Below are 26,868 nucleotides of genomic sequence, written 5' to 3'. Positions count from 1 at the left end.
ATGGAACCTAAAAATAAAGAAATATAGAACAGTTTAATATTGTTTTTATACTCACATTTTTTTATTAGGCACTTTAGCGATAAATAGAATGATATAACACTAAAAATTGCAACACCCCACGTTGCAATAAATGGCAAAGCTAAATCACTAAATAACACCTTATCAATTCGTTCAATCGGAAAAAATAACGGTTTAATTGTAATGTATGATGTATAACTAGAGGCTAGAACCAACAGTAAGGATATTAAAAATTTACTCATCAAAATTCTCTAAAACTAAATCCACCAATTTTTGTTCAAAATCAGTAGCTTGATCAGCAGTCCAAATAAATAAACTAGCCGAAACCAAAATCATAGCAGTACCTAAAACTGTTGTTGGAACCGCAAGAGTACCTATAGCTAAAGCTGTACCTGCCACAACTAAAACATTAATAAGTAACTTAGCCTCATCGACTCCTAGGTCTTTTAAAGTGTATTCATCATTGAGCACATACTTTAAAACGTTAATGGCTGAGCCAACCAATATTTCCATGGGGGCATAGATCTTGACATAACGAGCCATGCCTTTGACTGAATCCAAAGCACCTAAGCCAAGTTTGACCACTTGAGGGTTTGACGCTTTAAAACGATTACCAGCGAGCAACGTTTTCATGTGTTGTTTGTAACCTTTCAAAATAAGGTAATCGACGCCATTATGTGTTTTAACATAAGCTGTAACACCAAAACCTCCTAATTTTTTAGCAGTATCAAATGCATCGTAAGTACCTTTCATGGCACCGCCAATATTTTGAGTTTTATCGAGCGCATCAAAAAACTCTTTCCATTCTTCTGGAGCAAGAACAGTAGTTTCAACAACACCTTGCGTATATCGAATATGAATATCTTTCTCACCTTCTTTAGCTATAGGGTTATATGGCGGCCAATACATACTGGCTGGATCCACTTTCTGCAGTTCTTGGTATCTTTCTTTCCTTTGTCGCTCGTATTTTTCTTTAGACGTTTCTTTCTGTACGTTATTTTGAGTCTGAGGGGCGTTGACTGGCATCGAAGACCCTGTTGGGGCAAAGTTTTTCATCGTAGCAGCATGCAATGCCTCACTCGACGCTCTCCATTTCCTCGCTTCATAACAACTCGAGCAAGTACAAGTCTCCGTGTCGAGGTTACCGAAAGGACATTGATGCAGTTTATTTTTATCAAAATGTCATACAACATATCGTATTCCAATCAATTAAATAAAAACAGAATATGCCAAAAAAAGAAGAGGCAAAAACTTGCTCGATGAAAATTCCCAGAGAGTCACATTATCCCTTCGGTGTCTAATCGGTGGATCTGGCACTCAAAATTCAGATCAACAGCTAAAATAATAATGGTGGTATTAATTCAATTAAGACGAAGAGTGTAAATAAATGAACGAAAGCCTTGGTTCTAAAAAATTTTGTGACAGAAACGATTTACAGATGTTCCCGTCTTTAATCTACAAATCCCATCACTCCCCCAAATACCCAACCAACCTATAATCCACTAACTCTTTCACCAACCGACTCAACAACTCCACATGCTGTTCTTTCACAGTAAAGTTTGCTTGGTAGCGTTCACCCACTTGCGTAAACCAAGCGATGTTGGTTTTCTTGTCGGCTTGCATGGAAAAATGCACTGGGTTTTTCTCCCAGTATTTTTGCCATTTAACACCCGTGGTATCGGCAATGGCGACTTGTGCTTCTTTGCCTGTAAAATCCTTAGCTTTAATGCTTGGATAACCATCGATGACTTTTCGGCTGCGTTGGCAGAGTGCATCTATTTTTGGTGGAGTACGGAAACCATCTAAGATCAGAAACGCTTCAAGCAAGATGGCTTTGAAGGATTTGGTTAAGCTGGTGGTTTGCACAGCGTAGAACAGAAAATCACGGTGTTCTGTTACGACTTCTTGGAGTAATTCATCGTCACTCATTTCAGCGACTAATTCACACCAACTGCCGTGCTGTTTATTGACCTTAGCAAAGCGATCTTCTTTGTTGGCGATGTAGAACTCCGATGCGTTTGGGCGGTGCCCTAAATAGGCGGTGAGATCGGCAAAATCTTCTTTGGCGCTGGTGCGTAGCTGCCTTGCTAAGCGTTGCCAAAAATCCACGGCTTGCGGGTCGATATTGATATAGGTGCCTTCGCCTAATTCTGGAGCAGGGCGGTCAATTGGTTTGCCACCGTTTGCTCCTTTAATATCAATGCCCAGCCAGCTTTGTTTGCTGAAAAAGCTATTGTGGTTGCCAATAAAGTCGATCACTACGAGATGCGTTTTATCTTGATGACGGCGTAAACCTCGACCAAGTTGTTGCAAGAACACAATATTGGATTCGGTAGGGCGGAGCATCATGACGGTATCAATAGAAGGTAAGTCGGTTCCTTCATTAAATAGGTCGACGGAAAAAATAACGTCGATATCGCCATTATCGAGCTGAGTTAATGCTTCATTACGCAGAACTTTTGAGCCGCTGTAGACCGCGATCGCTCGTTTGTTTTGCTGAGCAAAATGTGTATTGAAATAGTCTGCCATGTAGTCAGCGTGACGTTTCGACATACAAAACGCCAGCGTGCGTTGCTGTTGGTGAATTTGCCAATGCTTGAAGATATGCGCCGCTCTTTTTTGCGTAGCGAATTGGTTCTCTAAGGCTTCAGGATCAAACTTACCGTTACGCCACGGGATGGCTTGGTAATCAACGCTGTCATCCCAAATACCATAGTAGTGAAATGGCACCAAAATCTTCTCGTCGATGCCATGCACTAAGTTTCGTTCAAAGACCAAGTTGTTATGACACAGCGCCAAGATGTTGGCTTGGTCGGTTCGCTCTGGGGTTGCAGTTAACCCCAATAAGAATTTTGGTTCAAAGTAGTTCAACACGTTTTGATAGGTCGATGCGCTGGCATGATGAAATTCATCGATTACCACATAATCAAAATGATCTAGCGCGAACTGACTCAGATGCGACTCTTTACCTATGGTTTGCACTGAAGCAAATAGTAGCTCTTTCTCTGCTTCCTTTGCTTTACCGTGGTAGTAACCCGATGATTTCTCGGGATGTACTTTGGCAAAGGTGCTTAATGCTTGGGAAAGAATCTCTTCGCGATGAGCAATAAACAACACGCGTTTTGCTTTCATCTGCTGAGCATCAAAGGCGGCGAGAAAGGTTTTGCCCATGCCTGTACCCATCACGACTAAACCACGCTCATAACCGTTTAGACGCGTAGTATTCAGAGCTGTGAGCGCTTCTTCTTGGGCTAGGTTAGGCCAGTATTCTGTGATTTCTTCTTCAGTTACAGCGAGAGTGATGTCTTTAAGCGCAGGTTGTTGGCGACGAGGAATGTAGGCATCAATCCACTCATCACTCAAAGTCTTAGCATTAGGATGCTCAAAAATCGCATTAAACTTCTGACGAATATTAAAAAATTGCTGCTGAGTATGGCTATCACTATTGGCTTTATAATCGTAACGCAGTGTCCATTCATGAGCATTGGTCAGCGCTGGGCGACTGATGTTGTTCGAACCAATAAAAGCAGAGCCTTCAGTGACAATACCTTGCTCATTAGTGCGCACAAACAGATATGATTTCATATGAAAGCTTTGCTTATCCGTCTCAAACACTTTGATTTGCACGTCATCGCCTTCAAGAGCGAGCAAACCACGTAGAGCAACAGGTTCGGTAATACCGAGATAATCAGACGTAAGAATGCGCAGTTTCAACGAATGGTGATGACGTTTGCTCTCTAGCACATCCAGCAACGCTTGTTTGATCAGTTCAAAGCCTGATTGGCGAATAAACGACACGGCAATTTCGATTTCGCTCGCGTGATTAATGGCGTGTAAAAGCTGCGTTAATAACGGGTCGTTATCACCCGTGGTGAGAATGTCGTGGTCGAGAGTAAGTAGTGACGTTGGCATAGGATTACTTCACCAAGATGGCATTCAGCCATTTTTCATCAGCTCTGCCAGCTCTGAGATCATGGGTGACCCAAAGCTCTTTCACCTCTAATTCCAATCCACTGATTACTTGTTTTAACGAGGATTCAGTGAGGTTGGTAAAGCGGCGGTCACCACGTTCGACTTCACCTTCGCCATATTTAAATGAGCAGTAAAGAATACCGTTAGGCTTAAGCCAAGTGGCTATATGAGCAAAGGTTTTTTCTAAGTCATTTTGCGGAACATGCAAAAGGGTGGCACAGGCCCAAATACCATGTTGGCTTTCTGGCGTTAACTGAAAATCAAGAAAGGTGCTGTGCGAGATAGCATGACCTGTATGTTCACTGGCGAGTTTAACCATCTCTTTTGATGCATCAAATGAGGTGACATTGTAGCCTTGGCTTAGAAAATAACCGGTATCACGACCCGAACCACACCCTGCATCCACCACGTTAGCGTGCTTAGGTAAATGGGCTTCAAACGCTTGATATAACGAAGACATATCCACTGCAACAGTGTTGTCGAAAAACTCTTGGGCGTTTTGGTTGTAGTAGTTCGGGTTCATACTCATCTTTATGCATTTTGCTTTGCACTAAAGATACATGAAAAACACAGGATGATTAATGAAAATCTGTGGTAAGTGATAGGTTTATGTGATGGTAGAGGAACGACTCATCGGTAGTACTCTGTGTTCTTTGAGGTTAAAAGTCCATTTAAATGAACTTTTAACCTTTTTATGTGGGCGTGTGCTCTAAAAGTCTATCTTGTTATACTTTTAGATTTATCCCTTAGTGGGGATATTTATATTTGGTGATTATGATACAAAATCTAATTTTTTAATCATTTTTAAAGAGTGGGTAAAAATGACCTCTGAGACATATTCTAGAAAATCTGCTGGGAGGCTTTGTTTTATTCACTAACCAGTAATCCATTTATATAGGCAATAAGAGAAGCCATTACCAAACCTCACCAGAAGGATCTGTAATGGTATGTTTTTGTTCTTTATCACTAACAGTGAGTTGTAACTCCAATGCCTGAATGATTTTGAAGACTGTCTTTAACTGCGTTGTGTCTGGGTGATTTTCAAAATTGGATAAGGTGGATTGCTTGATGCCGACCCTTTCCGCAAGCTCAGATTGGCTCAGCGAATGTTTAGTGCGAATAAGCTTTAATTGATTGGCCAATTGTTGCGGGCTATAAATCATGAAACAGTCCTTACCAAATTCCAAGTTTCATAAATAAGTTATCCCTTAGTGGGGATAACGATTCAATTATCCCCACTAGGGGATAAAACCAACGTGGTCGGAATACAGCCACGTTGGTTTTACTTGCTACGATAAATTTTCTAAGTGCTGAGTCACCACATATTCACTGTAGTAAAGAGGCAAAACAAGATTCTCTTTTTCTAATGGTGATGAGCCTTGGGTGCCAGTTAGCTTAATGGTTTTTATCGGAGCGCATTTTTGTTTGTACGACTCAAGTGAGCGTGCTTTGGTTCTTTTGCCGCTTTTGACTTCAATAGGGATGATATTGCCCGCTGTGTCGGATGCGATGAACTCTATTTCTGCTCTGGCGTCTCCCCATGAAAATGTAGGATCAACGCCTTGAGCAACAAATTCTTGCTGCACAAAGTTTTCAGCAATAAACCCTTTATATTCGTAATCTTGCTGCTTAATCTCTTTATAGTTGATGCCTAACATGTGATTAAGAAGCCCAACATCAAATAGGAAGAGCTTCACCATGTTATCTTTTCTATATGCGGCAAGCGGGCTGCGGGGTGTTCCGTCGATAGGATAATTTTTTAAAGCGAGCCGACACTTGTCTAACCAAATAATTGCGCTCTCAAAATCGCTGTAGCGGGATTTACGCTCATGCACGCCCTTGAATTTGAAACGCTTTACAGATTCATCCATCACCGATGCCAACTGAGATGGAATGTTCATAAATACCGATTCAATTAAGGTGGCATCTACTTTCCCTGAGTATTTGCCGAAATCTCGTTGATATCCAGCCACTAAGTTGCGATGAATGTCGTTTACTGCTTCGATACGCTCAAGAATGCTTTGATCCGAAAGAGAAAACCAAGCTTGTACTGCTTCAGGCATACCACCAGTAAAGTAATAATCGGTTAACTTATCGAATAACTTGGTATGCACCGCACTCGAGTTTTTCTGTTGCTCAAACGCGTTAATTAACGGAAGTTCTTGTGATGCGGTTAAAAACTCTCGAAAAGTGAGAGGTCGCAGATTGTGTTGCTCAACTTTTCCGACAGGGAATGAGTTCAATAGGCCAATATTAGAACCACTTGCGGCCACATACATAGTCGGGGCTTTTTCTGCAAAGAACTTTAATGAAGTAACCGCCTCCGGACATTCTCCAATTTCATCAAAAATAAGGAGATCGCTTTCAGGGTTGAATCGTTGCCCAGTCAAAAGCTCAAGGTTGGATAGGATATTCTCTGGCGTTAATGAATCGGCAAACGCTTCAGCCATCTCTGGAGATTCGAGAAAATCGATACGTAATACATTTGGGAAAGTTTCACCCAACAAGGTTTGTAGTAGATACGTTTTCCCCGTTTGACGTGCACCATCGATAAGAAGTGGCTTTCGCTGTTCTTTATGTTTCCATTTTAATAACTTATCTAATATTGAACGTTTGATCATACCAACCCCGTTAGACCTGTTTACTGAGAAATTACCCGCCGGGTTACTATTTTAGGCGCAGAAAAGTGTGGGTTCAAACTTTTTTATGCGCAGAAAAGTGCGGAATTTTACATTTTTATGCGCATAAAAGTGTGGTGGGCGTGAGGCGGTAGAGTTCTAAATGACTATTTTGCTTTACTGTCTTTCGTCTTTAGGGGAGTCCATCACCACGGTGGTATTGAGTTCGCGCACTTGTTTTGATTCGCCAAGCACATCGGCGTGAATGCGTTGAAAGTGTTTTAAATCGCGGGCTTCAATACGCAGTAGGTACTCGTAAATACCTGTAATGTTGTGGCATTCGACAATTTCCGGTACGGCCATAATATGTTGCTGAAAAGCCAACTGAGATTGCCTGCTGTGGTTGTTGAGTCCAACCGAGACATAAGCGACCACGCCGATATTGAGTTGCTCTCGGTCGAGTATAGCGCGATAGCCTTTGATCACTCCTGTGCGTTCAAGATCTTGTACACGGCGCAATGTCGCGGAAGGAGAGAGCCCCACGCGTTCTGCAAGCTCAACATTCGATAATCTGCCGTCTTTGCGTAGCTCGAGCAATATTCTTTCGTTAAATTTATCCATGAGCAATATTATTGTTTAATTAAGGCTAATGAACACAATATAAGCACAAAATTGCGCTGCATTCTACGTATCCTTTTGTTTATCGAATGATGTTATTTAAGGATTAAAAATGAATGATCAGCTGTTGGCGTTAGTTCTGTTTGCTTTTGTTTCTACCTTTACCCCGGGCCCTAATAACATGATGTTGATGACTTCTGGGGCGAACATCGGTTTTGCTCGCAGTATTCCTCACATCTTGGGTGTCGCTATGGGGTTTGGCTTGATGGTGTTTTTGGTGGGCGTTGGTATGTCGGGCGTGTTTACTCGCTTTCCTATCGCGCACCAAGTATTGCAAGTGCTGAGCGTTCTTTTCTTGCTCTATTTGGCGGTCAAAATCGCGCGCAGTAAACCAGCACTAGAGACTCAAACCTATAGGCCCATGACCTTTTTCTCAGCGATGTTGTTTCAATGGGTGAACCCTAAAGGTTGGTCGATGGCGCTTTCTGCAGTCAGTTTATATAACCCTACAGCAAGTTTATGGGGACTGGGTGTGATTACTGTGACTTTCATGTTGATTAACATTCCTTGCTGTTCAAGTTGGGTTTATGCAGGTAAGAAAATTAGCCAGTTTCTTAAACATGATCATCATGTGCGTTGGTTTAATTGGTCAATGGCAAGTTTGCTGGTGGCTTCAACCTTGCCAATGTTGGGGTGAGGGGGAGCGTTGTCGGCTTTACCTGAACCTACTGATTTTCAGCATATTCTTGAGCTGTGGCTTCCATCATGTCGGCGATTTTTATCACGGTATCATCGCGTGGATCGTTGAGGTATGACGCCGTGAATTGCAGGTTGGTGAGTGTCCAGCCTGGGTCGTAGGTTTTTATTTTTCCTGATTGCAGTAAAGAGGTCGCTAGGCAAACGGGAAGCGTGCCTACACCGATGCCGTTCGCGACCATTTCTAAGCTAGCGGAAAGTGACGTTGACGAGAATATCTGACCGCTGTCGCCATACCGGCTCAGAAGCTCTGCGTTCAGTTCTTGATAGGGACGAGAGGCTCGCGCAAAAGAGATAATTGGCGAATCCAAAAGAGACGTTATGTTCTCTGCAGCACTGCAATACCAGTCTAATGCGAAAGTAGGTAATAGGCGGTTTTCCACGTTACCTTCCACTAATGGCCCCATTAATACTGCCAAATCTAATTGGCGGTTTAACAAATGATCCCGCAGGTTATTGGAGACATCAACGGAAAGTTCGACGACAAGTTTGGGATAAATTTGGCGTAACTTTTTTAAAAATGGCGATAGCCATGAATGTGCAATAGTTTCTGCGACACCAATGCGCAAGATACCCACTATATTTTCGTTTTGGGTCATTTCCGTTTTGATATTGGCCATATCTGCTTCGATTTTTTGGGCATGGGCCAGTAAACGTAAACCTTCTTTGGTTGGTGAGATGCCGGAGGTTAAACGGTGTAGCAACGGGATTCCGAGTTCTTCCTCTAATGCACTGATTCTGGCTGATATCGCCGGCTGAGAAATGTTCATTTCAAGTGCGGCTTTGCGTATTCCCCCGAGCTTTACAACGCGGGCAAAGGTCCTTAGTTGTTCAAATGTCATTGTAACTCCTTGTCTTACTTTGCCTTCATTTCTGTCCTTAAGGTGATAACCTATTTTTATCACTATTGCAAAAAAATGACTATTTGACTTTATCGCTTAGAAAATAAACACTGGAAAAAGACTGAATTCTTGATAAAAGAATCAGTAAAAGGATAAACACCATGATTGAAAGGACTCAATGTATGTTTAGTAAAAAATCACTCGGCCTATTGGTCGCGACCGCACTATGTTCTACTTCTGTACTTGCATCAACCACGTTGGCGGTTGTCGGTAGCTGGAGTAGCTTGCCGTTAAACAAGCAATTCGAAAATCCGTTCTGGACTCAAACTCTTGAGAAAGACAGCAATAACGAGTTTGTGGCACAAATGACAACGCATGACCAAATGGGCGTAGGTGGCGGGGATGTATTCCGCATGCTTGGTGATGGTGTATTTGATGTGGGTATGACGGTTGCCGATTACGCAGTCTCTGACGCGCCAGCTCTAGAAGCGTTAGATGTACCGTTGATTGCCACCACTGTCGATGAAGCGCATAAAGTTGTCGATGCGGCCCGCCCGATGGTGGAAGAGGTATTTAAGAAAACTTTTAACTCTAAAGTTCTGGCCATTGTGCCTTATCCACCCCAAGTGATTTTCTGTAAGACGCCAGTGAGCTCTCTTGCTGATCTGAAAGGTAAAAAAATTCGTGCTTCTGGCCGTATGACAGCAAACTTCTTGGAAGCCTTGGGCGCACAAAGTGTCAATATCGCTTTTGGTGAAGTTCCCGGAGCATTGCAACGTGGCGTTTTAGATTGTGCTGTGACAGGTGCTGGTTCTGGTTATAGCGCGGGGTGGTGGGAAGTGGCTTCACACCTAGTGACTCTGCCTGTTGGTGGCTGGGATCCAGTGGTAACGGCTATCAATATGGATAAATGGAATGCGCTATCAGCTAAGCAGCAAGCCTTCTTGCAAAAAGAAGTGACCGAGAAATTTGAAAAACCGGTTTGGGATGATGCCAAGGTATCAGTGAAAGAAGATGTGGCGTGTTTAACCGGTAATGGTAAATGCAGTAAAGGCCCAACACGTAATATGACACTTGTGGTTCCAAGTGACGCTGATAAGAAAAAAGCACGTGACATTGTAGAAAATAAAGTACTACCAGATTGGGCTGCTCGTGCCGGTTCTAAATGGACAAAAGAGTGGAATGATTCGGTCGGTAAACTGACTCACCTAACGGCGACAAAAGGTTAATACCATGGATCGTCTCGTTCATTACTTAAAGCGCATTAATCAAGGTGTCGCGGTAGTTGCTGGGTTAGCTTTGCTTGCTGGCGTGCTGCTGATTTGCGCAGAAATTGTGTTGCGAGCGTGCAAGGTGCCATTTACCGGATCTGATGAGATTTCAGGATATTTGATGGCCGCGATCTCCAGTTGGGGATTAAGTTATGGGCTTTTAACCAAAGCCCATGTACGCATCGATATTTTACGAAATCAGGCACCGAAAGCACTGCGTGCCGTGTTCGATCTGTTAGCCATTATGTCTTTATCTTATGTCGCCATTTTTGTGGCGACTAAGGTTGAAACTGTGGTGGCAAAAACGGGTCTTGCTCATTCGTTAGCGAATACCGCATTGGCGACGCCATTAATTATTCCCCAATCCATTTGGTTTGCTGGATGGGTTTGGCTTGCTATCTCTTCTTCGATATTGAGTATTTATGGCATCTATTTGGTGTGCACCAAACAGTTCACCAAGCTCGATGACGTTATCGGAACGGAGTCCGAAGTATGATTTTCTTTACAACCGCAGGGCTGTTAGGGCTTCTGGCTTTAAGTATTCCCGTTGGGATTGTGCTCTTCTTACTCGCTTTTGGTATTGACCAATTCTTTAGTTTCTTTCCTTTGATGCGTGGCCTGGGGCAGGTGCTTTGGTCTTCATCAAATAACGCTACATTGATTGCGGTTCCTCTGTTTGTTCTGATTGGTGAAATCTTACTGCGTAGCGGTATTGCAGAGCGTACCTATATGGCGTTGAACAAATGGGTGGCGTGGTTACCAGGCGGGTTGATTCACGCCAATATCGCTACATCGACCATGTTCTCAGCTACATCGGGCTCATCAGTGGCGACGGCAGCAACCGTGGCTACCGTGGCGACGCCTCAAGCGGAAAAGCTGGGTTATGACCAAAAGTTATTTACCGGCTCCATTGCGGCCGGTGGGACATTAGGAATTTTGATTCCTCCTTCCATCAATCTGATCGTGTATGGCTTTTTAACCGAAAGCTCTATTCCCAAATTGTTTTTAGCAGGGATTGTTCCTGGAATGGGGATGGCACTGATGTTTATGCTCGTGACCATTATTCTCTGTTCAATTTGGCCTAAATTGGGTGGCCCTAAACAGCATTGCTCAATGGGTGAAAAGCTGGCTTCTTTAGTGGAATTACTCCCGATTCTTGCCTTGCTATTTAGTATTGTTGGGTCGATTTACGCTGGGTGGGCAACGCCCACTGAAGCGGCGTCTGTCGGGGTGTTATTTTCTCTGCTCATTTCTAAATGGACGCGCCGTTATTCACACGACATGCTTATCGATGCGTTAAAAGGCACGATTAAAATATCGTCAATGATCATGTTGGTTGTCTCTGGTGCTTATGTGCTGAACTTCGCTATGACGGCGGCAGGCGTCGGCCGTGTACTACAAAGCACCATTACTGGCCTTGGCATGACGCCATTATTGACCCTACTCGTGATTGTGTTGATGTACGTTATTTTGGGTTTCTTTATCGAAACCCTATCTTTAATGGTTGCGACGATTCCTATTGTTGTCCCTATCATCACTCAGATGGGTTACGACAAAATCTGGTTTGGCATTTTGATGATAGTGCTAGTGGAAATGGCACTGATCACACCTCCTGTAGGCCTGAACCTCTACGTGGTTAACTCCGCCAGAAAAAACGGCAAAATGGGCGATGTCATTATTGGCAGTATGCCTTATGTCGCAGTCATGATTTTGATGGTCGCGCTATTAATCGCGTTCCCTTCTATCTCTCTTTATCTACCGAATAATTACTAAGGTGTACTATGGATTTTTTAGTCAACGGAAAGACAGTCAATTTAGCGCTTAACAAGCTGATTGTAGCGGGATGGACTGGGCGCAATATGGACGCAGTGCAAGAGCATATTGATGAACTTGCTGAATTAGGCATTGCGCCCCCATCGACCGTTCCTCTGTTTTATCAGGTTGCGCAGCAAATGCTGACTCAAGCCGATACCATTGAAGTACTAAGCCAAGGTACATCAGGTGAAGTCGAGCCTTTATTGATTAACGCAGAAGGTAAATTGTGGTTTGGTATTGCCTCTGACCATACCGACCGTGATTTGGAAGCGTTTTCAGTGGCGCACTCTAAGCAAATTTGTCCTAAGCCAGTCAGTTCTGAATTATGGGCGTTTTCTGAGATTGAAGATCACCTAGAACAAATTCAACTGAAATCTTGGTTGGATGAAGGTGAAGGTTGGACGCTATATCAACGGGGGGATTTATCCGCGATTCGCTCTCTGTTTGAACTCATTGAAAAATCCGGTTTGCCAGAAGGTGCGGCAATGTTATGCGGTACTTTCGCGGCGATTGGTGGTGTGCGCAGAACTCCGAAATTTAAGATGGAAGCGTACGATCCAGTATTAGATCGCTCTATTATTAAAACGTATGACTCGACTGAACTTGCAGTCGTCATCTAAGGAGTTTGATATGGCAAAAGTATCTTGGGCCGATCGGCCCTTTGCTCCGCACTTTGAAAAAGTGCAAGCTGAACTCGCGAGTGAATCTAGTCCTATTTTTACCCAATTATTTGGAGATAAAGGGGTAGCCAGTGATGAGTCTGGCGCTTTATCTGGCGCTCTTGTTTCGATTAAATCGACCTTTGATGTCTGTGGTTATGGAACCTCGGGCGGCTCAACGTTACTGGGTTTAGAACCTGCGTCTCATGATGCGGTGGCTGTGCAGCGTTTAAAAGCATCCGGTGCCACGTTAGTCGGCCATACCAATATGACGGAGCTGGCCTATTCTGGATTGGGGATGAACCCTCATTTTGGTACGCCTGAAAATCCTCTTTTCGCAGGATGTATTCCGGGCGGTTCGACCAGTGGTGGGGCTGTTTCTGTCGCAAAAGGGTATGCGGATATTGCGCTCGGCACCGATACTGGTGGGTCGCTGCGTATTCCTGCCGCTTTTTGTGGGTTAACTGGGTTTAAACCATCGCAATCATCAACGCCACGTGAAGGGTGCTTACCACTTTCATTTGCTCTAGATAGTGTTGGGCCTATGGCAAAAACAGTGGCGGAATGTCAGAGCGCTTGGGAAGTGTTAGCGAATAAAAAAGCCTTAGATATGGCTCCGGAAGAGATTGAGTTTGTTATTCCAACCAACTTTGGTTTTGCTGATATTGAAGCGGGTATCCAAGATCTGTTTGACCATGCAGTAGCGAAAATTCAAGGTGCAGGCTTTAAAGTGAGTTATGCGCACTTAGATTTGCTTGAGCGTTATCAAACGCTTCCGGTATGGCATTTTTCAGCGGTTGAAAGTCGTCGTTTTTACCAAGATAAATTCGACTTAGAGAGTGTAAAACTCGATCCTCGAGTTCGTTCTCGCATCAAAAAAGGTGAAAACGTGACGGATGAGGTCTTTGCTGCCACTGAGCAGGCGAGAAATGAGCTGGCAGCAGAATATGCGCAGTGCTTCTCGAACAAGGTCATCTTGATGCCGACCGTTGTCATTAGCTCTCCAAGCCTATCTTCACTGGCGCAAGATGCTGAATATGACCGTATTAACTTGCTGTGCTTAAGAAACACAACGGTTGCCAATGTGCTCAATGGTTGCAGCATTTCTCTACCGCATCAGTTTGCTTCTACATTGGGAGGTATTTTATTGACCATGCCAAGTGGTCAAGATTCTGAGTTATTAGCGATAGCCTCTCAATTAGAGCAAGCGTTAGCTTAATCCTTCCTATTTACCGAATCAGTAACATTATTGGTCATGGTGTTACTGATTATGCTGCACTGAATATCTCCTGTATTCGTTACCATTCCTACCTAATTAGAATAATTTTTTAATCATTAATTTAGATATCTCTAAATTATTTGGCGCGTTATATAAAATTTATAAAAATATATTTAGTTTAAATTGTGATGGTTAGCGTGATCTTTATTGCATATTCTATCTTGCTTGGGGAACTTCATCACAAACTCTATTGTCGCGTGTTGTTTTAGCTATTTTTTCGTCTTATTGTTAGCTCGATCTTTGGATTGTTACTGCGTGTGCAGGCAAGACCTGATATCGATTTCTCATTATTTAATGGGGAATGGATATCAGGTCTTTTTCGTTTCTGGCTTAGTAATGATAAAGGGATCGATATAACCACTGAGATAGACACAAAAAATAAAAAATAGAGTGCCAATCTTTCATATAAACATAAAAAGCGTGAACATAGGCAATCGTATGAATAAAATACTCTCTGCATCAATTCTGACTGCTATAGCTGGTTTTAGCTCTCAAGCGTTCTCATCCCCTCATGACGATGGTAACTGGATAGAAAGTTACCTTAACCCTAACTACGGAAGCACGCTCACTCAATTTACGGATATAGAAAAAGGCTCACGTTGGTATTACAACTTACGTTTGCAAGGGACCACCTCGGCTGGCGAATCGATCGATAATAACTCAAGTAAACTGGAAGCTAGCTTGCGCTTGCGTGGTAAAAGTATGTTTACTGATGATCTTGGCTTTTTCGGTGACTTTTGGTTAAAAGAACGTGAAACCTATAATCAGCAAAATGGGACAACAATCAATCACTATGATGATTTAGATGATGATGCGTTCTGGGAAAACCTTATCTTTGGGGTTGAATCTACCCAATACGGCGCATTTGCTTACGCTAAGCACACGTCAAACTGGGCCGTATTTGCGACCGATATTGGTATGCGCGGGCAAGCGAATATTCAAGGTGAAGCCGGCGGTAAAAATGCAGGGAAGTTCATCTATAAAAGTTGGTTCCAAAATAATGTATTTGTCCATGCTAGTTGGGATCGTAACTCGCATATTATGGGTTTAGATTTGGGGTATCAAACTGCCAATATTTATCCGTTTGTTCCTGACTCTTATGGGGTTTATGTTTCGGTGAATAATGGCCAGCCAACATTAAATAATGGATATAACGACACCATTATTGGTAACGTCGATACAAGTAAAAATATCAAATCAGATTCAGACTATAACCGTCATAGCCGCGATTTATTAACTTACTCTCTTTCTGGCTATAAACAATTTGGTAACAGTGGACGTTTAGGGGCGATTTTGGCCTACTCTGATCGCGCTAATGATGAGACTAAAAAACAAATAAGAGCAAGAGGATATACGACTGGCGGTTTGGGCTTCTCTGCATCAACAACCTATCAATACTTCCCTGAGAATATTCATGGTTGGGGGCCTGCTGTATCTATTTCACATGATGAGTTTAGCGACCAATTAACACCACAAATCTACTATTGGTTTATGCCTCAAATCCGCGTTTGGTTAGGCCATGTATTTACCTCTCATGGAGAAGATAGCACTCAGCTAGAATTCGAAATTGATTATTAATGAGAATGGTTTTGAGCAGTAAAGAATAAAAACGCGTTCTCCTATGGTGATTATTTGTCATAGGGGAACCTATTCGCTGGTGAAGTACTAAGCTCTGCATCTGGAGATCATTTGGGTATCGATACGACGGTATGTTCTTTCCGCTATTTAATACGATAAAACTTTGAGTTGGATGCAGCTTAACGCTGTCGATTGAGCTTTGTAATCGGAAAACCGTTAGTTTTTCTTTTATTTCGCTGTAGTTTCTTTGATGGTCGAACAATCGCTGCCATGAGCACTCTGCATTGAATCCATTCCATTCCATATTTTTCGAGTGGTTAGCCCTGCGGTAGAAGATAGTTGAATCACTATGTCATGTTTTCGTTCTATCACTCCTTTTTGTGATATCAATTCGTAAATCGAAAGTGTGGTTTGAGAATGCACATCAACATTCATATTATGGCCGTAATAAATAATTAATTATGCAGAATCTTGAATGGTCGATTTATGGTGGCTGAATTGTTGTTTCCACCATTTAGTTCATTGAGATGACTGACAATAATAAAATAATGGCTTGCTTGTTTATTATTGGCATTGCCCAACGTCTGACTATTTGAACCATGAGCTCAATGAGACCCTCTATGTGGTGAAGAATAATGGCTAGTAATTGTAATGTTGTAAGTAGTAATACAGTAAATATCGATATCACCTTTCACGACATCAATACCGCGATGATGTGGGATGATATTTTCAATCAAAGTGAAAATCGGATTCCTTGTGGTCTGACGGTTGCCAATTGGTTATCACGAGGGGCGGCGTTTGCTAGCCATCCTGATCATTCTAGTCGAAGCCATTATTTGTATTCGCAGTTCTATGCGGAACTCATGCCAACCGTTCGCGATGAAATTGAATATTTGAGTGAATTTTATAGCGATGAATTGGACCGTTTAACGACGCATAACAAGAGGCTTTCGGTTGGATTAGAATCGTTGCCTGATAGTGCGATAAAAAAATATCGTAGCTCCGTTCATATTCCATCTTTCCCTGTCGTGATCGCTTATATCCGCGTTAACATGTTATGTGATTCAGCCCATTTTCAATTACGGGCCGCTTATAAATTTGGCGCAATAAACAAAAACGAATATTTTCAGGCTCGTCGCGAGCTATTTCGTCCACTGAATCGCTTTCGTTCAGATATGGATAACCGTGTCGCTCTGGCGAAAAAGCTCGCCAATGCAGCTCAGCATTAAGACCCAATAAAATAAGGTTGCCGATTGGCAACCTTATTACTTTTCGCTGAGTTTGGTGATTAATGAATAAATTCTGTGACCAGTATGGGGCACATCAATACGATTACTAGTGTCAGCAATTGAAGTAGCACGAACGGAATTGCTCCTTGGTAAATTTCTTTCATTGCTAAATGACCAGCAGCATTGCGAATATAAAACAGCGCCATACCCACCGGTGGCGTGAGAAACGAAGTTTGAAGACAAAGCGCGATTAATATTGCTACCCATACTGGACTAAAGCCAAAATCGACCAGTACAGGCATGACCAATGGAGCGATGATTAATACGATTTCCATCCAGTCCAAGAAAAATCCCAGTAGAAAAACAATAAATATTACCAGCAGTAATACACCATGGGGTGGAAGAGGAATTGAATGTAACGCTTCGGCTATCACATCATCCCCGCCATAGCCGCGTAGGACCACAGAGAAACACGCAGCGCCGAACATTAATGCGTAGAGCGTTGCGACGGAACGTCCGGTGCGATAACAGACCTCTTGCACATCTTTCCAAGTTAATTGCTTGGCAAACCAAGCCAGTAAGGTTGCCCCTGCTGCGCCAATACCAGATGCTTCGGTAGGCGAGGCAATACCTGCCACAATTATACCAAGTACTACCCCGACCAAAAGCAGTGGGGCGATTAATGCCTTAATAATTTCGGCGTAGTGTATGCCGGGTACCCGCTCATCATCGGCAAGTTTAGGCATTAATTCGGGCTTATATAACGCATAGAGAAATAAGAACAAGACAAAACAGGTCGCTAATAACAAACCAGGAATGATGGCCCCAACAAAGAGATCGCCAACCGGAATACGAAGTTGGTCGCCCATTACAACCAACATAATTGAGGGCGGGACCAGAATGCCTAAACAGCCTGTAGCACCGACGGTACCGGCACTTAACGAAGGAGAGTATCCCGCTTTAGACATGGTAGGCAGAGCAATGGCAGAGAGCAGGATCACAGAGGCGCCAATAATGCCGGTCGATGCAGCTAAAATCACACCAATCAACACAACGGCAATCGCTAATCCTCCGGGGGTTTTACCCAATAAATTGCGCATTGCGATGATAAGACGTTCGGCAACACCGGAGCGTTCGAGCATAAAACCCATGAAAATAAACATCGACATGGGGATGAGAGAATAGTTGGCTAACGTGGCAAATACTCGGTTAGCCACAAAGCCAATGGTGCGCAGTTCGGCTACGTCGTAATACCCAAAATTGGTACAGATTTGGCCGACAATCGCGAATAACACGCCCACGCCGCCCAGTACAAATGCCACGGGATATCCGGAAAATAACACCACCATAAAAACACTAAACAAGAGGAAGACAAACAAAATGCTCATAGTGCGACTTCCTCGTTAATGCTTTGGCTGGTGGCGGTGTTGCTGTGCTGTTTAACGCCAAATAGTGCTAAACAATTACGCAGCAGTACCGATACGCCTTGTAGAGTCAACAAAGTTAAGCAAAGGGCCATGACGAATTTAATGATGTAGCGCGCAGGCAAGCCTGAGGGCATCGGTGAGCCTTCTTTGAGTGACCAAGAATATTCTGCCATGTTCCATGCGTGCATGGTGATTAACACGCAAAATGGCAAGAAGAGGAACAGGACGCCACAGATCTCAACGATCAATTTGGTCTTGGTTTTGAAGTTATTATGGAATAGATCGACTCGAACATGTTCATCGTGCAAGTAAGTCATGCTCAAGCATGAGAGCACCACTAGCGCATTGAGGTGCCATTGCAGTTCTTCAAGTTCAATCAAACCGATGTCGAATATATAACGCAGGCAAACGTTAACTAAGATGGTGATAATCAGCAGAGGTAACACGAGTGCTCCCAGCTTACCGGTCGCCATCGACACTTTATCGATGAGATCTGCGGTGGAAGAAAAAATATTCATCACATCTCCTTAATGGTGAGAGCCAGAATAGCAACTCTGAACAGGTGTGAATGGCCTATTCAGAGCTTGGGCTTAAAGCGCTTTGTGTTGGCTCCATAGCGCTGTTTTTTGGCGATAGTCGTTTAACGATTTCAGAACGCGATCAAAATCTTTATCTTTCTTCGCCTGTTCTGCTAACACTTCGTCAGTCGCTTTTTTAAATGAGGCTAATACCTTAGGAGGGAAGGGCTGAACTTTGACGCCTGCATCTTCAAATTTCTTAATGGCTTGTGCATTGGCCACTGAGGTTGAGGTGACGGTCCAAAGCTCAGTTTCTTTACAGGTGGTTTCAATAAGGCTTTGCTGAGTTTTGGATAGAGATTGCCATTTTTTCATATTGATGATCAGCTCGTTAATCGCCGCAGGCTGGTGCCATCCAGGAACGTAATAGTATTTCGCGGCCTTTTCAAAGCCCATGTCCGCATCAATGGCTGGCATCGAAAATTCAGTGCCATCAATGACACCACGTTCTAAGTTCGGGAAAATGTCACCACTGCTGAGCAATACGACGGAGGCTCCAGCTTTTTTCATGACTTCCCCGGCAAGACCAGCAAAGCGTATTTTTTTGCCATCGAGATCTTTCATGGAATTGATAGGGAAGGTGTACCAGCCGCCTGATTCTGAATCCATCAAGCCACATGGAATGGTCATTACTCCTTGTTTGGCGTAGATATCGCGCCAAATTTTTAGGCCACCGCCATTGTATAGCCAACCAAGGTAATCCATAGGCTGAGGGCCAAACGGAACTCCGCCGAATAGCTGTACTGCGGGGAAGCGTCCGGCGACATACAAAGGAGAGGTGTAGCCAGCGTCAAGAGTGCCTTCCCGCACGGCATCAAAAATTTGCATAGCGGGGACCAATTTACCCGCCGAGTATAGTTTTACCCGCATACTGTGATCGGATGTGGCATTGAGTTCATCGACAAAATGCTGAGCGCTTTCTCCACTTGCAGGTAATGATAGAGGCCAAGCGCTTTGAATTTCTAAACGAGCAGGACTCGCTGCATAACTTGAACAGGCGACGAGTATTGAGAGTGAGCACAGTGCTCGTTTTATGTTGAGCTGCGAAGGCATACGTTTCTCCTTGTTGAACGTTTCTTCCTTGAAAAACTGACCAATCTGGTCAGCGACTTAGTATTAATAATTACTTTACAAATTAATTGAATATTCAACTTTTATGCCACTGATATGAAACCATTTGTTTACATTGCGCGTGTATAGTGAGATTTCAGGTAATTGATTGAAAATTATTAATTTTAAATAAATTTGGCTGTGTTTTAGAGGAATAGGTAAAGAGAAGGTGAGTAGTTTTTTTGCACGAATTGTAAACGTTTGGTAACGGTTTTGGTGCGATTTAAATACGTAAAATTTGCACAAAAAAAGCTACAGTAAACACTGTAGCTTTTAAGAGGAAGCGTGGTACTTGTTACACTTTAAATTGCGATACCTGTGCATCCAATTCTTGATAAAGTGCGTTTAATGAATTGAATTGTGAACGTATTTCTTGTGATGCTTGATCAACACCATCGGTTTGTTCTTTCATTGAGACAAGGTTTTGACTGATCTCTTGAGAGACCGTGGATTGCTCGTTGGTGGCTTGCGCTGTTTGTTCTGAAAGTTCATGAACGGTATTAAATGAGGCATTTAATGCATCGAAAACGGCTATCACACTATCAAAATTGCTAACCGCTTCTGTCGCATTATTCTTACTCATTTTAATAGCGTTAAAGGCTTCGTTAACGCTATCTGTGAGCTGATTAATCATGGTTTCAATCTGATTTGTACTCTCGCCTGTTTGGGTTGCTAGAGTCCGTACTTCATCAGCTACCACCGCAAAACCTCGGCCATATTCTCCGGCGCGAGCTGCTTCGATAGCCGCGTTGAGAGCCAGTAAATTGGTTTGTTCTGCAATACCACGAATCACTTCCAACACAGAGGAGATAGATTGTGAGTCTTTTTCTAGCTCTTCAGCTTTGGTCATGGTGATATCAATATTATCGACCAATGAATCGATCGTGCGATGTGAAGAGCCAACCACGCCACGGCCTTGCTCAATGTGATCGGCGGCTTTGCCTGATTCGGACGAGGTGTTGTGGGCCACGCTCGACATTTGCTCATTAGACATCGACATTTCACTTGCTGCGCTCACAATGGAGTTACATGAATCGACCAAAACATGGGTAATGCGATTCACCGTGTTTGCTACCTGATCGAGTTGTTCCGTGGATGAGCCTAAGGCTGAACTTTTATCTTGGATAACCCGCATGATCGATTGTAATTTCGTGAGGAAACCATCGAATTCATGGGCTAAGTCACCCAACTCATCTTTGGATTTTGAGTTAATGCGAGCCGTTAGATCCCCATCTCCTTCGGAGATCTCTTTAATCCGTTGTGAAATGTCGGTGACATTTTTGGTTATTGATTTGGGAATCAAGTAACCCATTAAAAAGGCGGCAATAAAGCCAGCAACGATAATGACGATGGCGATTTTTTGGTAATGAGCGATATCTTGCGCTATTTCCTGTTCCATTTTGCGACCATGGGTGCGCACCATTTCTCCGGCTTGATCTAATACATCGCGGATAAGACTAAAGTTTTTATCGGCTTGGGCAAGAATATCCTGATGTGATGTCATCTGTTTCACATCATCAGATTCGAGCATGGATAAACTGGTTTTAAACCATTCAGCAAAAAGGGGGATAAAGCGTTGGTATGGCTGAACAAAGTTCGGTTCGTTTTCCATTAAGGTTAAATAGCCCTGAAAGCGATTTAATGTTTGCAGAGTATTTTCTTCAAAGTCTTTTTTGTTTTGCGCATAGTCACCAAGTCCTGCCAGTATTTTCTGTTCAGCAAGTCGAGCTTGGTACATATCTCGGTCGGCGTTTAATATTTTTGCGATGGCATTGAGGTAGAGTTGGAGGTGCTCTTGTGTGGCTTGCTCATCAGTCCAAGTGGTGACTTCTTTACGTAACTCGGCTTCTATCGTATCGAGCATGTCACGTAGTGTATAAAAGTCTTTGTCTAATGCTTGAAGTTTGTTATCGACCACCAATTTTGCTTTGTAGCTTGTTGTGATGTTTTTACTGCTCTTCATCCAATCCGCGTAAAGCTGATCAAAATTTTGGAAAGGGGTGAGCAGTTCGGGCTCATCTTTAAGGTATTCACGGAATTTTTGAAAACGGTCGTACACTTGCTTGGCGTTTTCATCAAAATCTTTTTGTTGCGATGCTTTATCGCCATAGTCTGTCAGCATTTCTGCTTGTGCCAAACGAGCTTGGTAGATATCTCTATCAGCATTTAGCACAACCGCTATGGCTTCAAAATAGGATTGCGTCTGCTTTTCCATGGCTTTAGCTTCATATTTCACCATGATCTGCATAAAGGCAAAAATACCAAGTAATACAATGCCCAATAAGAGAATTGGTAGCATCATTTTCAACCGAATGGAGTGAACTCTCATTGGACCCTCACTTGCTAATATAGGAATAGACATGTTTGATTTTTTATATTCAATTAGCTTAGTAACAGATATGTGTGTTAGCCAATATGAGGGATAAGAGCAGAGATGCATTTCACAAAAGCTGGGGGACTGGATTTGGAATGTGTCGATGCTTGTCTATCAGTGAACGGCTCGCGTCGTTCACTGATACTATGGGTGATTAATCTTAAAGGGAGTTATCTGGAACCACTCTCAATGGCAGAACGTCGCTATCAGTCGTGATAATTAATGATTGATCCACTCGGATACAACTTCCGCCATAGCTTCCTCCAACCGCAAAGGTACATATCTGTACGCGATAGCCATCGATTTGAGGCAAGCGCCATAACTCTTGATAGATATTTTGTTGGTGAGAAAAACGTCCTTCAGTTTGCTCTAGTTGCTGTTGGTGTTTATCGACTAGCTGAATATTGTCGCCACAGCGGCCAGCAATCGGTTTAATTACATAGCCACGTTGCTTTAGCTCGTCGGTTAGTTCAAAGGAACAATCGAGTAGGTAACGATGGTTGGGAAATAAATTCCACAAAACAGGCAAAATGGCTTTGTTGCTTGGAATGAGTGTCCATAGGGGCTCAAACACTTTAACCCTTGGACGCAATAACAAATCAACCAGTCGAACAGGCGCATCAGGTGAGCCAGTACGAATAGGTGGAGCGAGCGCATCATCTTCACATTCATGACGGATTTGATCGAGTGCGGTTGCCCATGCCCAAGTTTTCCAAACGCAATGAATGGCTTCTTCTTCACTATCAACGACTTCACCCGCATCATTCCAATGAAGTTGCGTTAGACCTCGAATAATTTTGCTGTGTATTCCTGCTTTTGCCATGGCTCTTTGCATAAAGAGTGCATGATAATTTTCTTCTTTATCTTCGTCTTGCAGGATATGGACTGTGCCTTTGGCATCGCTATGACGCCATTCTTCAGCAAGCATGGTAAGTAAATCTTCACCAGCATCTTCGCCTTCTTCACATCTGGCTTGTTTGGCCCACAATCCTTGAATCAAACCTGCCTCGGTATGACATGAGGCGGAATCAGCATTGTATTCATAAACTTTGAGCCCTTTGTGAGTCAGGCAAAAGTCAAACCGACCATTGATCATTTGATTACGACGGGTTTGCCATGAACGCCTTAAACGAGGCCAAAGCACTTGAGGAATATTGAAATTCGCAAGCAGGGTATCGTCGCGAAGTACTTTATCTGTGGCATGCAAATACATTAGGTGCAGCTCGTTTGTCGCACGAATCAATTCACGCTCTGCAGTGGCCGACATTCTAAAATAGCGCAGCTGCTCCGTGGGGGATTCAGTTAAAAAATCGCCTTCCATAGCATGTGAGAAAGTGGCGAGCAATTCATCATTATGATCTAACCAGGCTTGGGCAAATTGTCCGTTGTCCTGAATTACTCGACTATTTAGCTCGAATAGTCTGGATTCAGTCGTATTGTCAGGCTCTGCATGCTCAGTCTCTGCGGTTTGAATCATCCAGCCCAGAATTTTTGTCGAGCTAAACCCTTCGATAATTCGGTAGTGACCATCGTTGCTGTGTTCGAGTTGCAGTTCACGGCACCATTGCTGGCCTGCAGGCAGTTTGCAGTGCTCAAGATTCTGTTCAGCGATACGAATTTTATTGTCAAACACCTCAGTGATCACGGCTACATGACCAGTGACTTCAAAGTCTCCACCCGCTGCCCAAATAAGTAGGGCGCCTGCTTCTGGCTTCTTCATGCCGCCATTTTTGAAAGCTTGGAAGGGCAGTAAAGCATCATCTTCAACTCGACGTAAATAGCGTAAAGCAAAGATGTCATAAGCCATGGGAACGTCGGTAAAAACAAGCCCTCGATTAAGGTAAAGCCAACGGCGAGCAAATTCGACACATTGCCATTTGTGGCCCATATATTCATTGCCGATATAGCTGCGGTAATCAGAATTGTGTTGAAACTGGGTAGGGTCAGCACTTTTATAATCGCTAGAAAAGATCGCTACGCCTCCCGGAGCGTGCCCAAGCACGGTGCCGAATGGTTCCGGTGGAAACTGTAATTTATGCAAAACAAATTCCTTGGTTATGGAAGGGAAACAATACGCTGAACAGATATGGTGACATAGGTGCAACAAGTAGCATTATAGCGCTGCACATGAAGAGAGAAAGCAGTCTGTTAGAAAAGAAAAGGCAGGAAAGTGTGGATGGGAATTTGAGGTTAAAACAACCTCGGAGTTGTATTTGTCGAGATAAACAACTTATGAGTTGTTTTTATATAGCCAAACAACGTTTAAGTTGTTCGGACAGCGCCAGTATGAACATGTAAATCTCGTCGCTCATCGTTCCAAATATGGAATCGTTAGCGCATTTTGCTATGGTTAGCCGAACTGGTGGGATTAACTACGGTACATTTGTTGCTGGTGGAGCTGTAACATTCAAGCCAAGCGTCTTTGGCTCAATTCAGAGTTGGCAAAGAAACCGCCTGAATGTTTAGAATACATTTTGGTTCATGAGATGGTCCATTTACTGGAACGTAACCATAATGATCGATTCAAACATCCGATGGAGCGATTTATGCTTAACTGGAGAGAACCTCGTAGCTTGCTTAACAGCTTACCATTGGTGTATGAAGATTGGAGTTATTAATTCTGTACGTTTGTTTATGCAGAGAGCTAACCAGTAATTTGTCATGGGATACACGCAATGAATGATCAAGAGATTATCGATAAGGCAATCGCTGAAGCTAAAAAAATGAAAAAGGCTTTGGCTAAAAAGATGGTGGACCATTTGCCTCAAGAAGAGTCTGCGGTCTCTGTGTTTATGGCGGGTTCTCCTGGAGCTGGAAAAACTGAAACAGCGCGTAATATTTTGAGTATGTTTAAAACTCAAAGTGGTATGTCGCTAGTTCATATCGAAAATGATGAGCTTCGCAAAGAGTTCAAGGATTATCATGGCGAGAATTCACCATTATTCCAAAGAGCTGCTACTCTTCTGGTAGAAGCGATTCACGATCGTGCGTTACACAAAGACGTTAGCTTTATCTTGGATTCAACATTGTCTAGCTTTGAAAAAGCAAAGGTCAATATTGAACGTTCTTTAAAGCGTGGAAGGTTTGTGCAAATTATCTTTGTCTATCAGGAGCCAGAGCAAGCATGGCGCTTGGTGAAAGCACGAGAGAAAGTTGAAGGGCGAAGAGTTCCAGAAGAAGTGTTTGTGACTCAATTTATGCAATCACAACAAGTGGTTAGTGAATTGAAGAAATTATTTGGTTCTGATATCGATATTATGTTCATTGAAAAAAATATTGACGGCAAGAACGAAAGACCTCATTTTAATGTGACTGACATTGACGCATTGTTACGCAAAAAGTACAATCGTCAATCTTTAGAAACCATCGTCGGATTACAACAATCATAAGGAGGAAAGGATGATCGGTACTAAACGTGAAAAGGTTAAATCCACACCTTTCTCTGATTTTATTCGTCATGCTTCATCAAGCGAGAAACGTAAGCTCTTCGATAAAGTGGTAAGAGAAACGATCAAAGAACAGCAAGAAATGATTGCAAAAGCTGATCAGCGCGTTTGTCGTTAAAATCAAATATCATTTATCAAAGCCGCTTAATAGCGGCTTTGCTGTTTCTAGAGTTTAAATAATCTCACATATATATCATCACCCCGAACTAATCCAATAGCGAAAGGTGATGATATGCAATACCAACCAATCTGTTTGATTCGATTGAAAGAAGTCATGGCGATGACAGGGCTTAGCCGCTCGTATGTGTACCAATTGATAGGAGAAGGATACTTTCCACAATCCATTTCATTAGGCGCACGAGTAGTGGCTTGGGTTCAAAGTGAAGTACAACAGTGATTGATAGTAGGCCTATTTCCTCCCAGCGGGCGCTTGACGCCTCGTTAGAGCGCGTCATGGTATGAAACTACCATTCAATTAAACAGCTGATACTGGCTGTTATAGGATCGTTAGTGACCTAAATTTATTTGAACTACAAATTGCAAGAAAACAAAAGGCCGCTAACTCATTGAGTTAGCGGCCTTCCAATCGATTGGTGGGCTGGCGTCATCTGAATTTGTTAATTAACTATATGTTTTTAAATTAAATTGTTTGATTTGATTTTTTATGATGTACCCTGTGGTGGACCCATTTTAAAAAGTCAAATTGCTCAAGTTACTGTAGTGTGATTGTTGTCACACTACATAGGCACTCGGTATTTAGGTTTTCGATAGCTCCTAACTTACTCAATCTAATATATCCAGCATAGATCATACATATGGTTATTACCGTTGTTTCTTTCCCGATAGTCTTTCATGTTCTTCATTGATGATTCTAGTCAGCGTATCACTGATGTTCTGGAAACTGTGATTGACGTTAGGAGTTGCGAGCGGAGTAAAAAGTACTTATTAAGCATACAATGTAAATAGCGATGGTAATTGTGCTAAAACTGGATCTAGAGGAGTAGTTGGATTTGTGTGATTACTCTTGTTCTGATTGGTAAAGTATTAGGAATCTAAATTATTTACACCGCCAAATTTCAGTTTTCCTTTGGCGGTGTGACATTATTTCTTTTCATATCATCATAAGCTTTTTCTATCAGACTCTGAACTAGCGCATTTTTCTTTTTGTCGCGATGTTTAGACAGCTCATTTAGCTTTTTGGTTATATCTGTAGACATTTCAAAATTATAAGCTTTTACTTTGTTTTTTTTATTCAACTTTCTATGTGAATGTTGATTC

The 26,868-nt window shown here is 42.8% G+C and carries 26 protein-coding genes; 12 read left to right on the top strand and 14 right to left on the bottom strand.

The window, feature by feature from the left end; translation table 11 throughout:
* From F9817_RS24165 to F9817_RS20810, 7 genes are all read right to left on the bottom strand, one after another.
* On the bottom strand, window positions 1–260 hold a 260-nt coding region (locus tag F9817_RS24165), incomplete at its 3' end, for a hypothetical protein (protein ID WP_237476309.1).
* Window positions 253–1,074: a hypothetical protein gene (locus tag F9817_RS20835; protein WP_237476308.1), complete on the bottom strand. Its 822-nt coding sequence runs from the start codon at window positions 1,072–1,074 to the stop codon at window positions 253–255. The genes F9817_RS20835 and F9817_RS24165, both read right to left, overlap by 8 nt.
* Before the next feature lie 411 nt (window positions 1,075–1,485).
* On the bottom strand, window positions 1,486–3,930 hold the full coding sequence (locus F9817_RS20830) for a DEAD/DEAH box helicase family protein (protein ID WP_161158118.1): 2,445 nt from the start codon (window positions 3,928–3,930) through the stop codon (window positions 1,486–1,488).
* Between the two features lie 4 nt (window positions 3,931–3,934).
* The gene (locus F9817_RS20825; RefSeq protein ID WP_161158117.1) at window positions 3,935–4,513 is read right to left on the bottom strand and encodes a class I SAM-dependent methyltransferase; all 579 of its coding nucleotides are present in this window, start codon (window positions 4,511–4,513) and stop codon (window positions 3,935–3,937) included.
* A 391-nt stretch (window positions 4,514–4,904) separates the two neighbouring features.
* Complete coding sequence (hipB, locus tag F9817_RS20820) at window positions 4,905–5,153, bottom strand: type II toxin-antitoxin system antitoxin HipB (RefSeq protein ID WP_161158116.1); 249 nt, start codon at window positions 5,151–5,153, stop codon at window positions 4,905–4,907.
* 126 nt (window positions 5,154–5,279) lie between these two features.
* The gene (locus F9817_RS20815) at window positions 5,280–6,608 is read right to left on the bottom strand and encodes a DUF4143 domain-containing protein (RefSeq protein ID WP_161158123.1); all 1,329 of its coding nucleotides are present in this window, start codon (window positions 6,606–6,608) and stop codon (window positions 5,280–5,282) included.
* Between the two features lie 177 nt (window positions 6,609–6,785).
* Window positions 6,786–7,229 (bottom strand): Lrp/AsnC family transcriptional regulator, encoded by a 444-nt coding sequence (locus tag F9817_RS20810; RefSeq protein WP_161158122.1) that lies wholly within the window; start codon window positions 7,227–7,229, stop codon window positions 6,786–6,788.
* Between the two features lie 109 nt (window positions 7,230–7,338).
* Here F9817_RS20810 and F9817_RS20805 point away from each other — a divergent pair, with 109 nt between their 5' ends.
* Window positions 7,339–7,923, top strand: a complete 585-nt coding sequence (locus F9817_RS20805) for a LysE family translocator (protein WP_161158115.1) — start codon at window positions 7,339–7,341, stop codon at window positions 7,921–7,923.
* A gap of 28 nt (window positions 7,924–7,951) precedes the next feature.
* Here the strand turns inward: F9817_RS20805 and F9817_RS20800 are convergent, their stop codons facing one another.
* Entirely contained in the window at window positions 7,952–8,824 is an 873-nt protein-coding gene (locus F9817_RS20800; protein ID WP_161158114.1) for a LysR family transcriptional regulator, read from the bottom strand.
* A 182-nt stretch (window positions 8,825–9,006) separates the two neighbouring features.
* Between F9817_RS20800 and F9817_RS20795 the strand changes: the two genes are divergently transcribed.
* The 7 genes from F9817_RS20795 to F9817_RS20765 all read left to right on the top strand — a co-directional run bounded on the left by F9817_RS20795 (window position 9,007) and on the right by F9817_RS20765 (window position 16,655).
* On the top strand, window positions 9,007–10,053 hold the full coding sequence (locus tag F9817_RS20795; RefSeq protein WP_161158113.1) for a TRAP transporter substrate-binding protein: 1,047 nt from the start codon (window positions 9,007–9,009) through the stop codon (window positions 10,051–10,053).
* Between the two features lie 4 nt (window positions 10,054–10,057).
* A complete protein-coding gene (locus F9817_RS20790; RefSeq protein WP_161158112.1) occupies window positions 10,058–10,591 on the top strand; it encodes a TRAP transporter small permease subunit in 534 nt (177 codons plus the stop codon).
* The gene (locus F9817_RS20785; protein WP_161158111.1) at window positions 10,588–11,868 is read left to right on the top strand and encodes a TRAP transporter large permease; all 1,281 of its coding nucleotides are present in this window, start codon (window positions 10,588–10,590) and stop codon (window positions 11,866–11,868) included. Before F9817_RS20790 ends, F9817_RS20785 begins: the two co-directional genes overlap by 4 nt.
* 8 nt (window positions 11,869–11,876) lie before the next feature.
* Window positions 11,877–12,530: a DUF2848 domain-containing protein gene (locus tag F9817_RS20780; protein WP_161158110.1), complete on the top strand. Its 654-nt coding sequence runs from the start codon at window positions 11,877–11,879 to the stop codon at window positions 12,528–12,530.
* A 10-nt stretch (window positions 12,531–12,540) separates the two neighbouring features.
* Window positions 12,541–13,788: an amidase family protein gene (locus tag F9817_RS20775; protein WP_161158109.1), complete on the top strand. Its 1,248-nt coding sequence runs from the start codon at window positions 12,541–12,543 to the stop codon at window positions 13,786–13,788.
* Between the two features lie 498 nt (window positions 13,789–14,286).
* Entirely contained in the window at window positions 14,287–15,426 is a 1,140-nt protein-coding gene (locus F9817_RS20770) for a hypothetical protein (protein ID WP_161158108.1), read from the top strand.
* 635 nt (window positions 15,427–16,061) lie between these two features.
* Window positions 16,062–16,655, top strand: coding sequence for a hypothetical protein (locus F9817_RS20765; RefSeq protein ID WP_161158107.1), 594 nt, complete (start codon window positions 16,062–16,064; stop codon window positions 16,653–16,655).
* A gap of 59 nt (window positions 16,656–16,714) precedes the next feature.
* Here the strand turns inward: F9817_RS20765 and F9817_RS20760 are convergent, their stop codons facing one another.
* From F9817_RS20760 to gss, 5 genes are all read right to left on the bottom strand, one after another.
* Window positions 16,715–18,043, bottom strand: coding sequence for a TRAP transporter large permease (locus F9817_RS20760; protein ID WP_161158106.1), 1,329 nt, complete (start codon window positions 18,041–18,043; stop codon window positions 16,715–16,717).
* Complete coding sequence (locus tag F9817_RS20755; RefSeq protein WP_161158105.1) at window positions 18,040–18,600, bottom strand: TRAP transporter small permease subunit; 561 nt, start codon at window positions 18,598–18,600, stop codon at window positions 18,040–18,042. Before F9817_RS20755 ends, F9817_RS20760 begins: the two co-directional genes overlap by 4 nt.
* A gap of 72 nt (window positions 18,601–18,672) precedes the next feature.
* Complete coding sequence (locus F9817_RS20750; protein WP_161158104.1) at window positions 18,673–19,713, bottom strand: TRAP transporter substrate-binding protein; 1,041 nt, start codon at window positions 19,711–19,713, stop codon at window positions 18,673–18,675.
* Window positions 19,714–20,065: 352 nt separating this feature from the next.
* Window positions 20,066–22,099: a methyl-accepting chemotaxis protein gene (locus F9817_RS20745; protein ID WP_237476307.1), complete on the bottom strand. Its 2,034-nt coding sequence runs from the start codon at window positions 22,097–22,099 to the stop codon at window positions 20,066–20,068.
* A 205-nt stretch (window positions 22,100–22,304) separates the two neighbouring features.
* Window positions 22,305–24,185, bottom strand: a complete 1,881-nt coding sequence (gene gss, locus F9817_RS20740; RefSeq protein ID WP_161158103.1) for a bifunctional glutathionylspermidine amidase/synthase — start codon at window positions 24,183–24,185, stop codon at window positions 22,305–22,307.
* A 340-nt stretch (window positions 24,186–24,525) separates the two neighbouring features.
* Here gss and F9817_RS20735 point away from each other — a divergent pair, with 340 nt between their 5' ends.
* The 4 genes from F9817_RS20735 (at window position 24,526) to F9817_RS20725 (ending at window position 25,987) form a co-directional block, all read left to right on the top strand.
* Complete coding sequence (locus tag F9817_RS20735) at window positions 24,526–24,762, top strand: YgjP-like metallopeptidase domain-containing protein (RefSeq protein WP_161158120.1); 237 nt, start codon at window positions 24,526–24,528, stop codon at window positions 24,760–24,762.
* A gap of 57 nt (window positions 24,763–24,819) precedes the next feature.
* Entirely contained in the window at window positions 24,820–25,533 is a 714-nt protein-coding gene (locus F9817_RS20730; RefSeq protein ID WP_161158102.1) for a zeta toxin family protein, read from the top strand.
* Window positions 25,534–25,543: 10 nt separating this feature from the next.
* Entirely contained in the window at window positions 25,544–25,708 is a 165-nt protein-coding gene (locus F9817_RS23880) for a hypothetical protein (protein WP_162841936.1), read from the top strand.
* A 114-nt stretch (window positions 25,709–25,822) separates the two neighbouring features.
* On the top strand, window positions 25,823–25,987 hold the full coding sequence (locus tag F9817_RS20725) for a helix-turn-helix transcriptional regulator (RefSeq protein ID WP_202436539.1): 165 nt from the start codon (window positions 25,823–25,825) through the stop codon (window positions 25,985–25,987).
* Between the two features lie 679 nt (window positions 25,988–26,666).
* Here F9817_RS20725 and F9817_RS24160 read toward each other — a convergent pair.
* Window positions 26,667–26,868: hypothetical protein (locus F9817_RS24160; RefSeq protein WP_427916725.1), on the bottom strand; the 202-nt coding region annotated here is incomplete at its 5' end.

Origin of the sequence: Vibrio eleionomae, from assembly GCF_009874545.1 — a bacterium.
GTDB classification, from domain to species: domain Bacteria; phylum Pseudomonadota; class Gammaproteobacteria; order Enterobacterales; family Vibrionaceae; genus Vibrio; species Vibrio nitrifigilis.
The sequence above is the reverse complement of the archived record's forward strand: the minus strand, read 5'-3'. Positions and strand labels throughout refer to the sequence as shown.

What these genes read in the sequence shown, in the direction of transcription:
- F9817_RS20835 (WP_237476308.1), bottom strand. Translation starts at nt 1,074, where the DNA reads ATGAAAAACTTTGCCCCAACAGGGTCTTCGATGCCAGTCAACGCCCCT.
- F9817_RS20830 (WP_161158118.1), bottom strand. Translation starts at nt 3,930, where the DNA reads ATGCCAACGTCACTACTTACTCTCGACCACGACATTCTCACCACGGGT.
- F9817_RS20825 (WP_161158117.1), bottom strand. Translation starts at nt 4,513, where the DNA reads ATGAACCCGAACTACTACAACCAAAACGCCCAAGAGTTTTTCGACAAC.
- hipB (WP_161158116.1), bottom strand. Translation starts at nt 5,153, where the DNA reads ATGATTTATAGCCCGCAACAATTGGCCAATCAATTAAAGCTTATTCGC.
- F9817_RS20810 (WP_161158122.1), bottom strand. Translation starts at nt 7,229, where the DNA reads ATGGATAAATTTAACGAAAGAATATTGCTCGAGCTACGCAAAGACGGC.
- F9817_RS20805 (WP_161158115.1), top strand. Translation starts at nt 7,339, where the DNA reads ATGAATGATCAGCTGTTGGCGTTAGTTCTGTTTGCTTTTGTTTCTACC.
- F9817_RS20800 (WP_161158114.1), bottom strand. Translation starts at nt 8,824, where the DNA reads ATGACATTTGAACAACTAAGGACCTTTGCCCGCGTTGTAAAGCTCGGG.
- F9817_RS20795 (WP_161158113.1), top strand. Translation starts at nt 9,007, where the DNA reads ATGTTTAGTAAAAAATCACTCGGCCTATTGGTCGCGACCGCACTATGT.
- F9817_RS20790 (WP_161158112.1), top strand. Translation starts at nt 10,058, where the DNA reads ATGGATCGTCTCGTTCATTACTTAAAGCGCATTAATCAAGGTGTCGCG.
- F9817_RS20785 (WP_161158111.1), top strand. Translation starts at nt 10,588, where the DNA reads ATGATTTTCTTTACAACCGCAGGGCTGTTAGGGCTTCTGGCTTTAAGT.
- F9817_RS20780 (WP_161158110.1), top strand. Translation starts at nt 11,877, where the DNA reads ATGGATTTTTTAGTCAACGGAAAGACAGTCAATTTAGCGCTTAACAAG.
- F9817_RS20775 (WP_161158109.1), top strand. Translation starts at nt 12,541, where the DNA reads ATGGCAAAAGTATCTTGGGCCGATCGGCCCTTTGCTCCGCACTTTGAA.
- F9817_RS20770 (WP_161158108.1), top strand. Translation starts at nt 14,287, where the DNA reads ATGAATAAAATACTCTCTGCATCAATTCTGACTGCTATAGCTGGTTTT.
- F9817_RS20765 (WP_161158107.1), top strand. Translation starts at nt 16,062, where the DNA reads ATGGCTAGTAATTGTAATGTTGTAAGTAGTAATACAGTAAATATCGAT.
- F9817_RS20760 (WP_161158106.1), bottom strand. Translation starts at nt 18,043, where the DNA reads ATGAGCATTTTGTTTGTCTTCCTCTTGTTTAGTGTTTTTATGGTGGTG.
- F9817_RS20755 (WP_161158105.1), bottom strand. Translation starts at nt 18,600, where the DNA reads ATGAATATTTTTTCTTCCACCGCAGATCTCATCGATAAAGTGTCGATG.
- F9817_RS20750 (WP_161158104.1), bottom strand. Translation starts at nt 19,713, where the DNA reads ATGCCTTCGCAGCTCAACATAAAACGAGCACTGTGCTCACTCTCAATA.
- F9817_RS20745 (WP_237476307.1), bottom strand. Translation starts at nt 22,099, where the DNA reads ATGAGAGTTCACTCCATTCGGTTGAAAATGATGCTACCAATTCTCTTA.
- F9817_RS20730 (WP_161158102.1), top strand. Translation starts at nt 24,820, where the DNA reads ATGAATGATCAAGAGATTATCGATAAGGCAATCGCTGAAGCTAAAAAA.
- F9817_RS23880 (WP_162841936.1), top strand. Translation starts at nt 25,544, where the DNA reads ATGATCGGTACTAAACGTGAAAAGGTTAAATCCACACCTTTCTCTGAT.
- F9817_RS20725 (WP_202436539.1), top strand. Translation starts at nt 25,823, where the DNA reads ATGCAATACCAACCAATCTGTTTGATTCGATTGAAAGAAGTCATGGCG.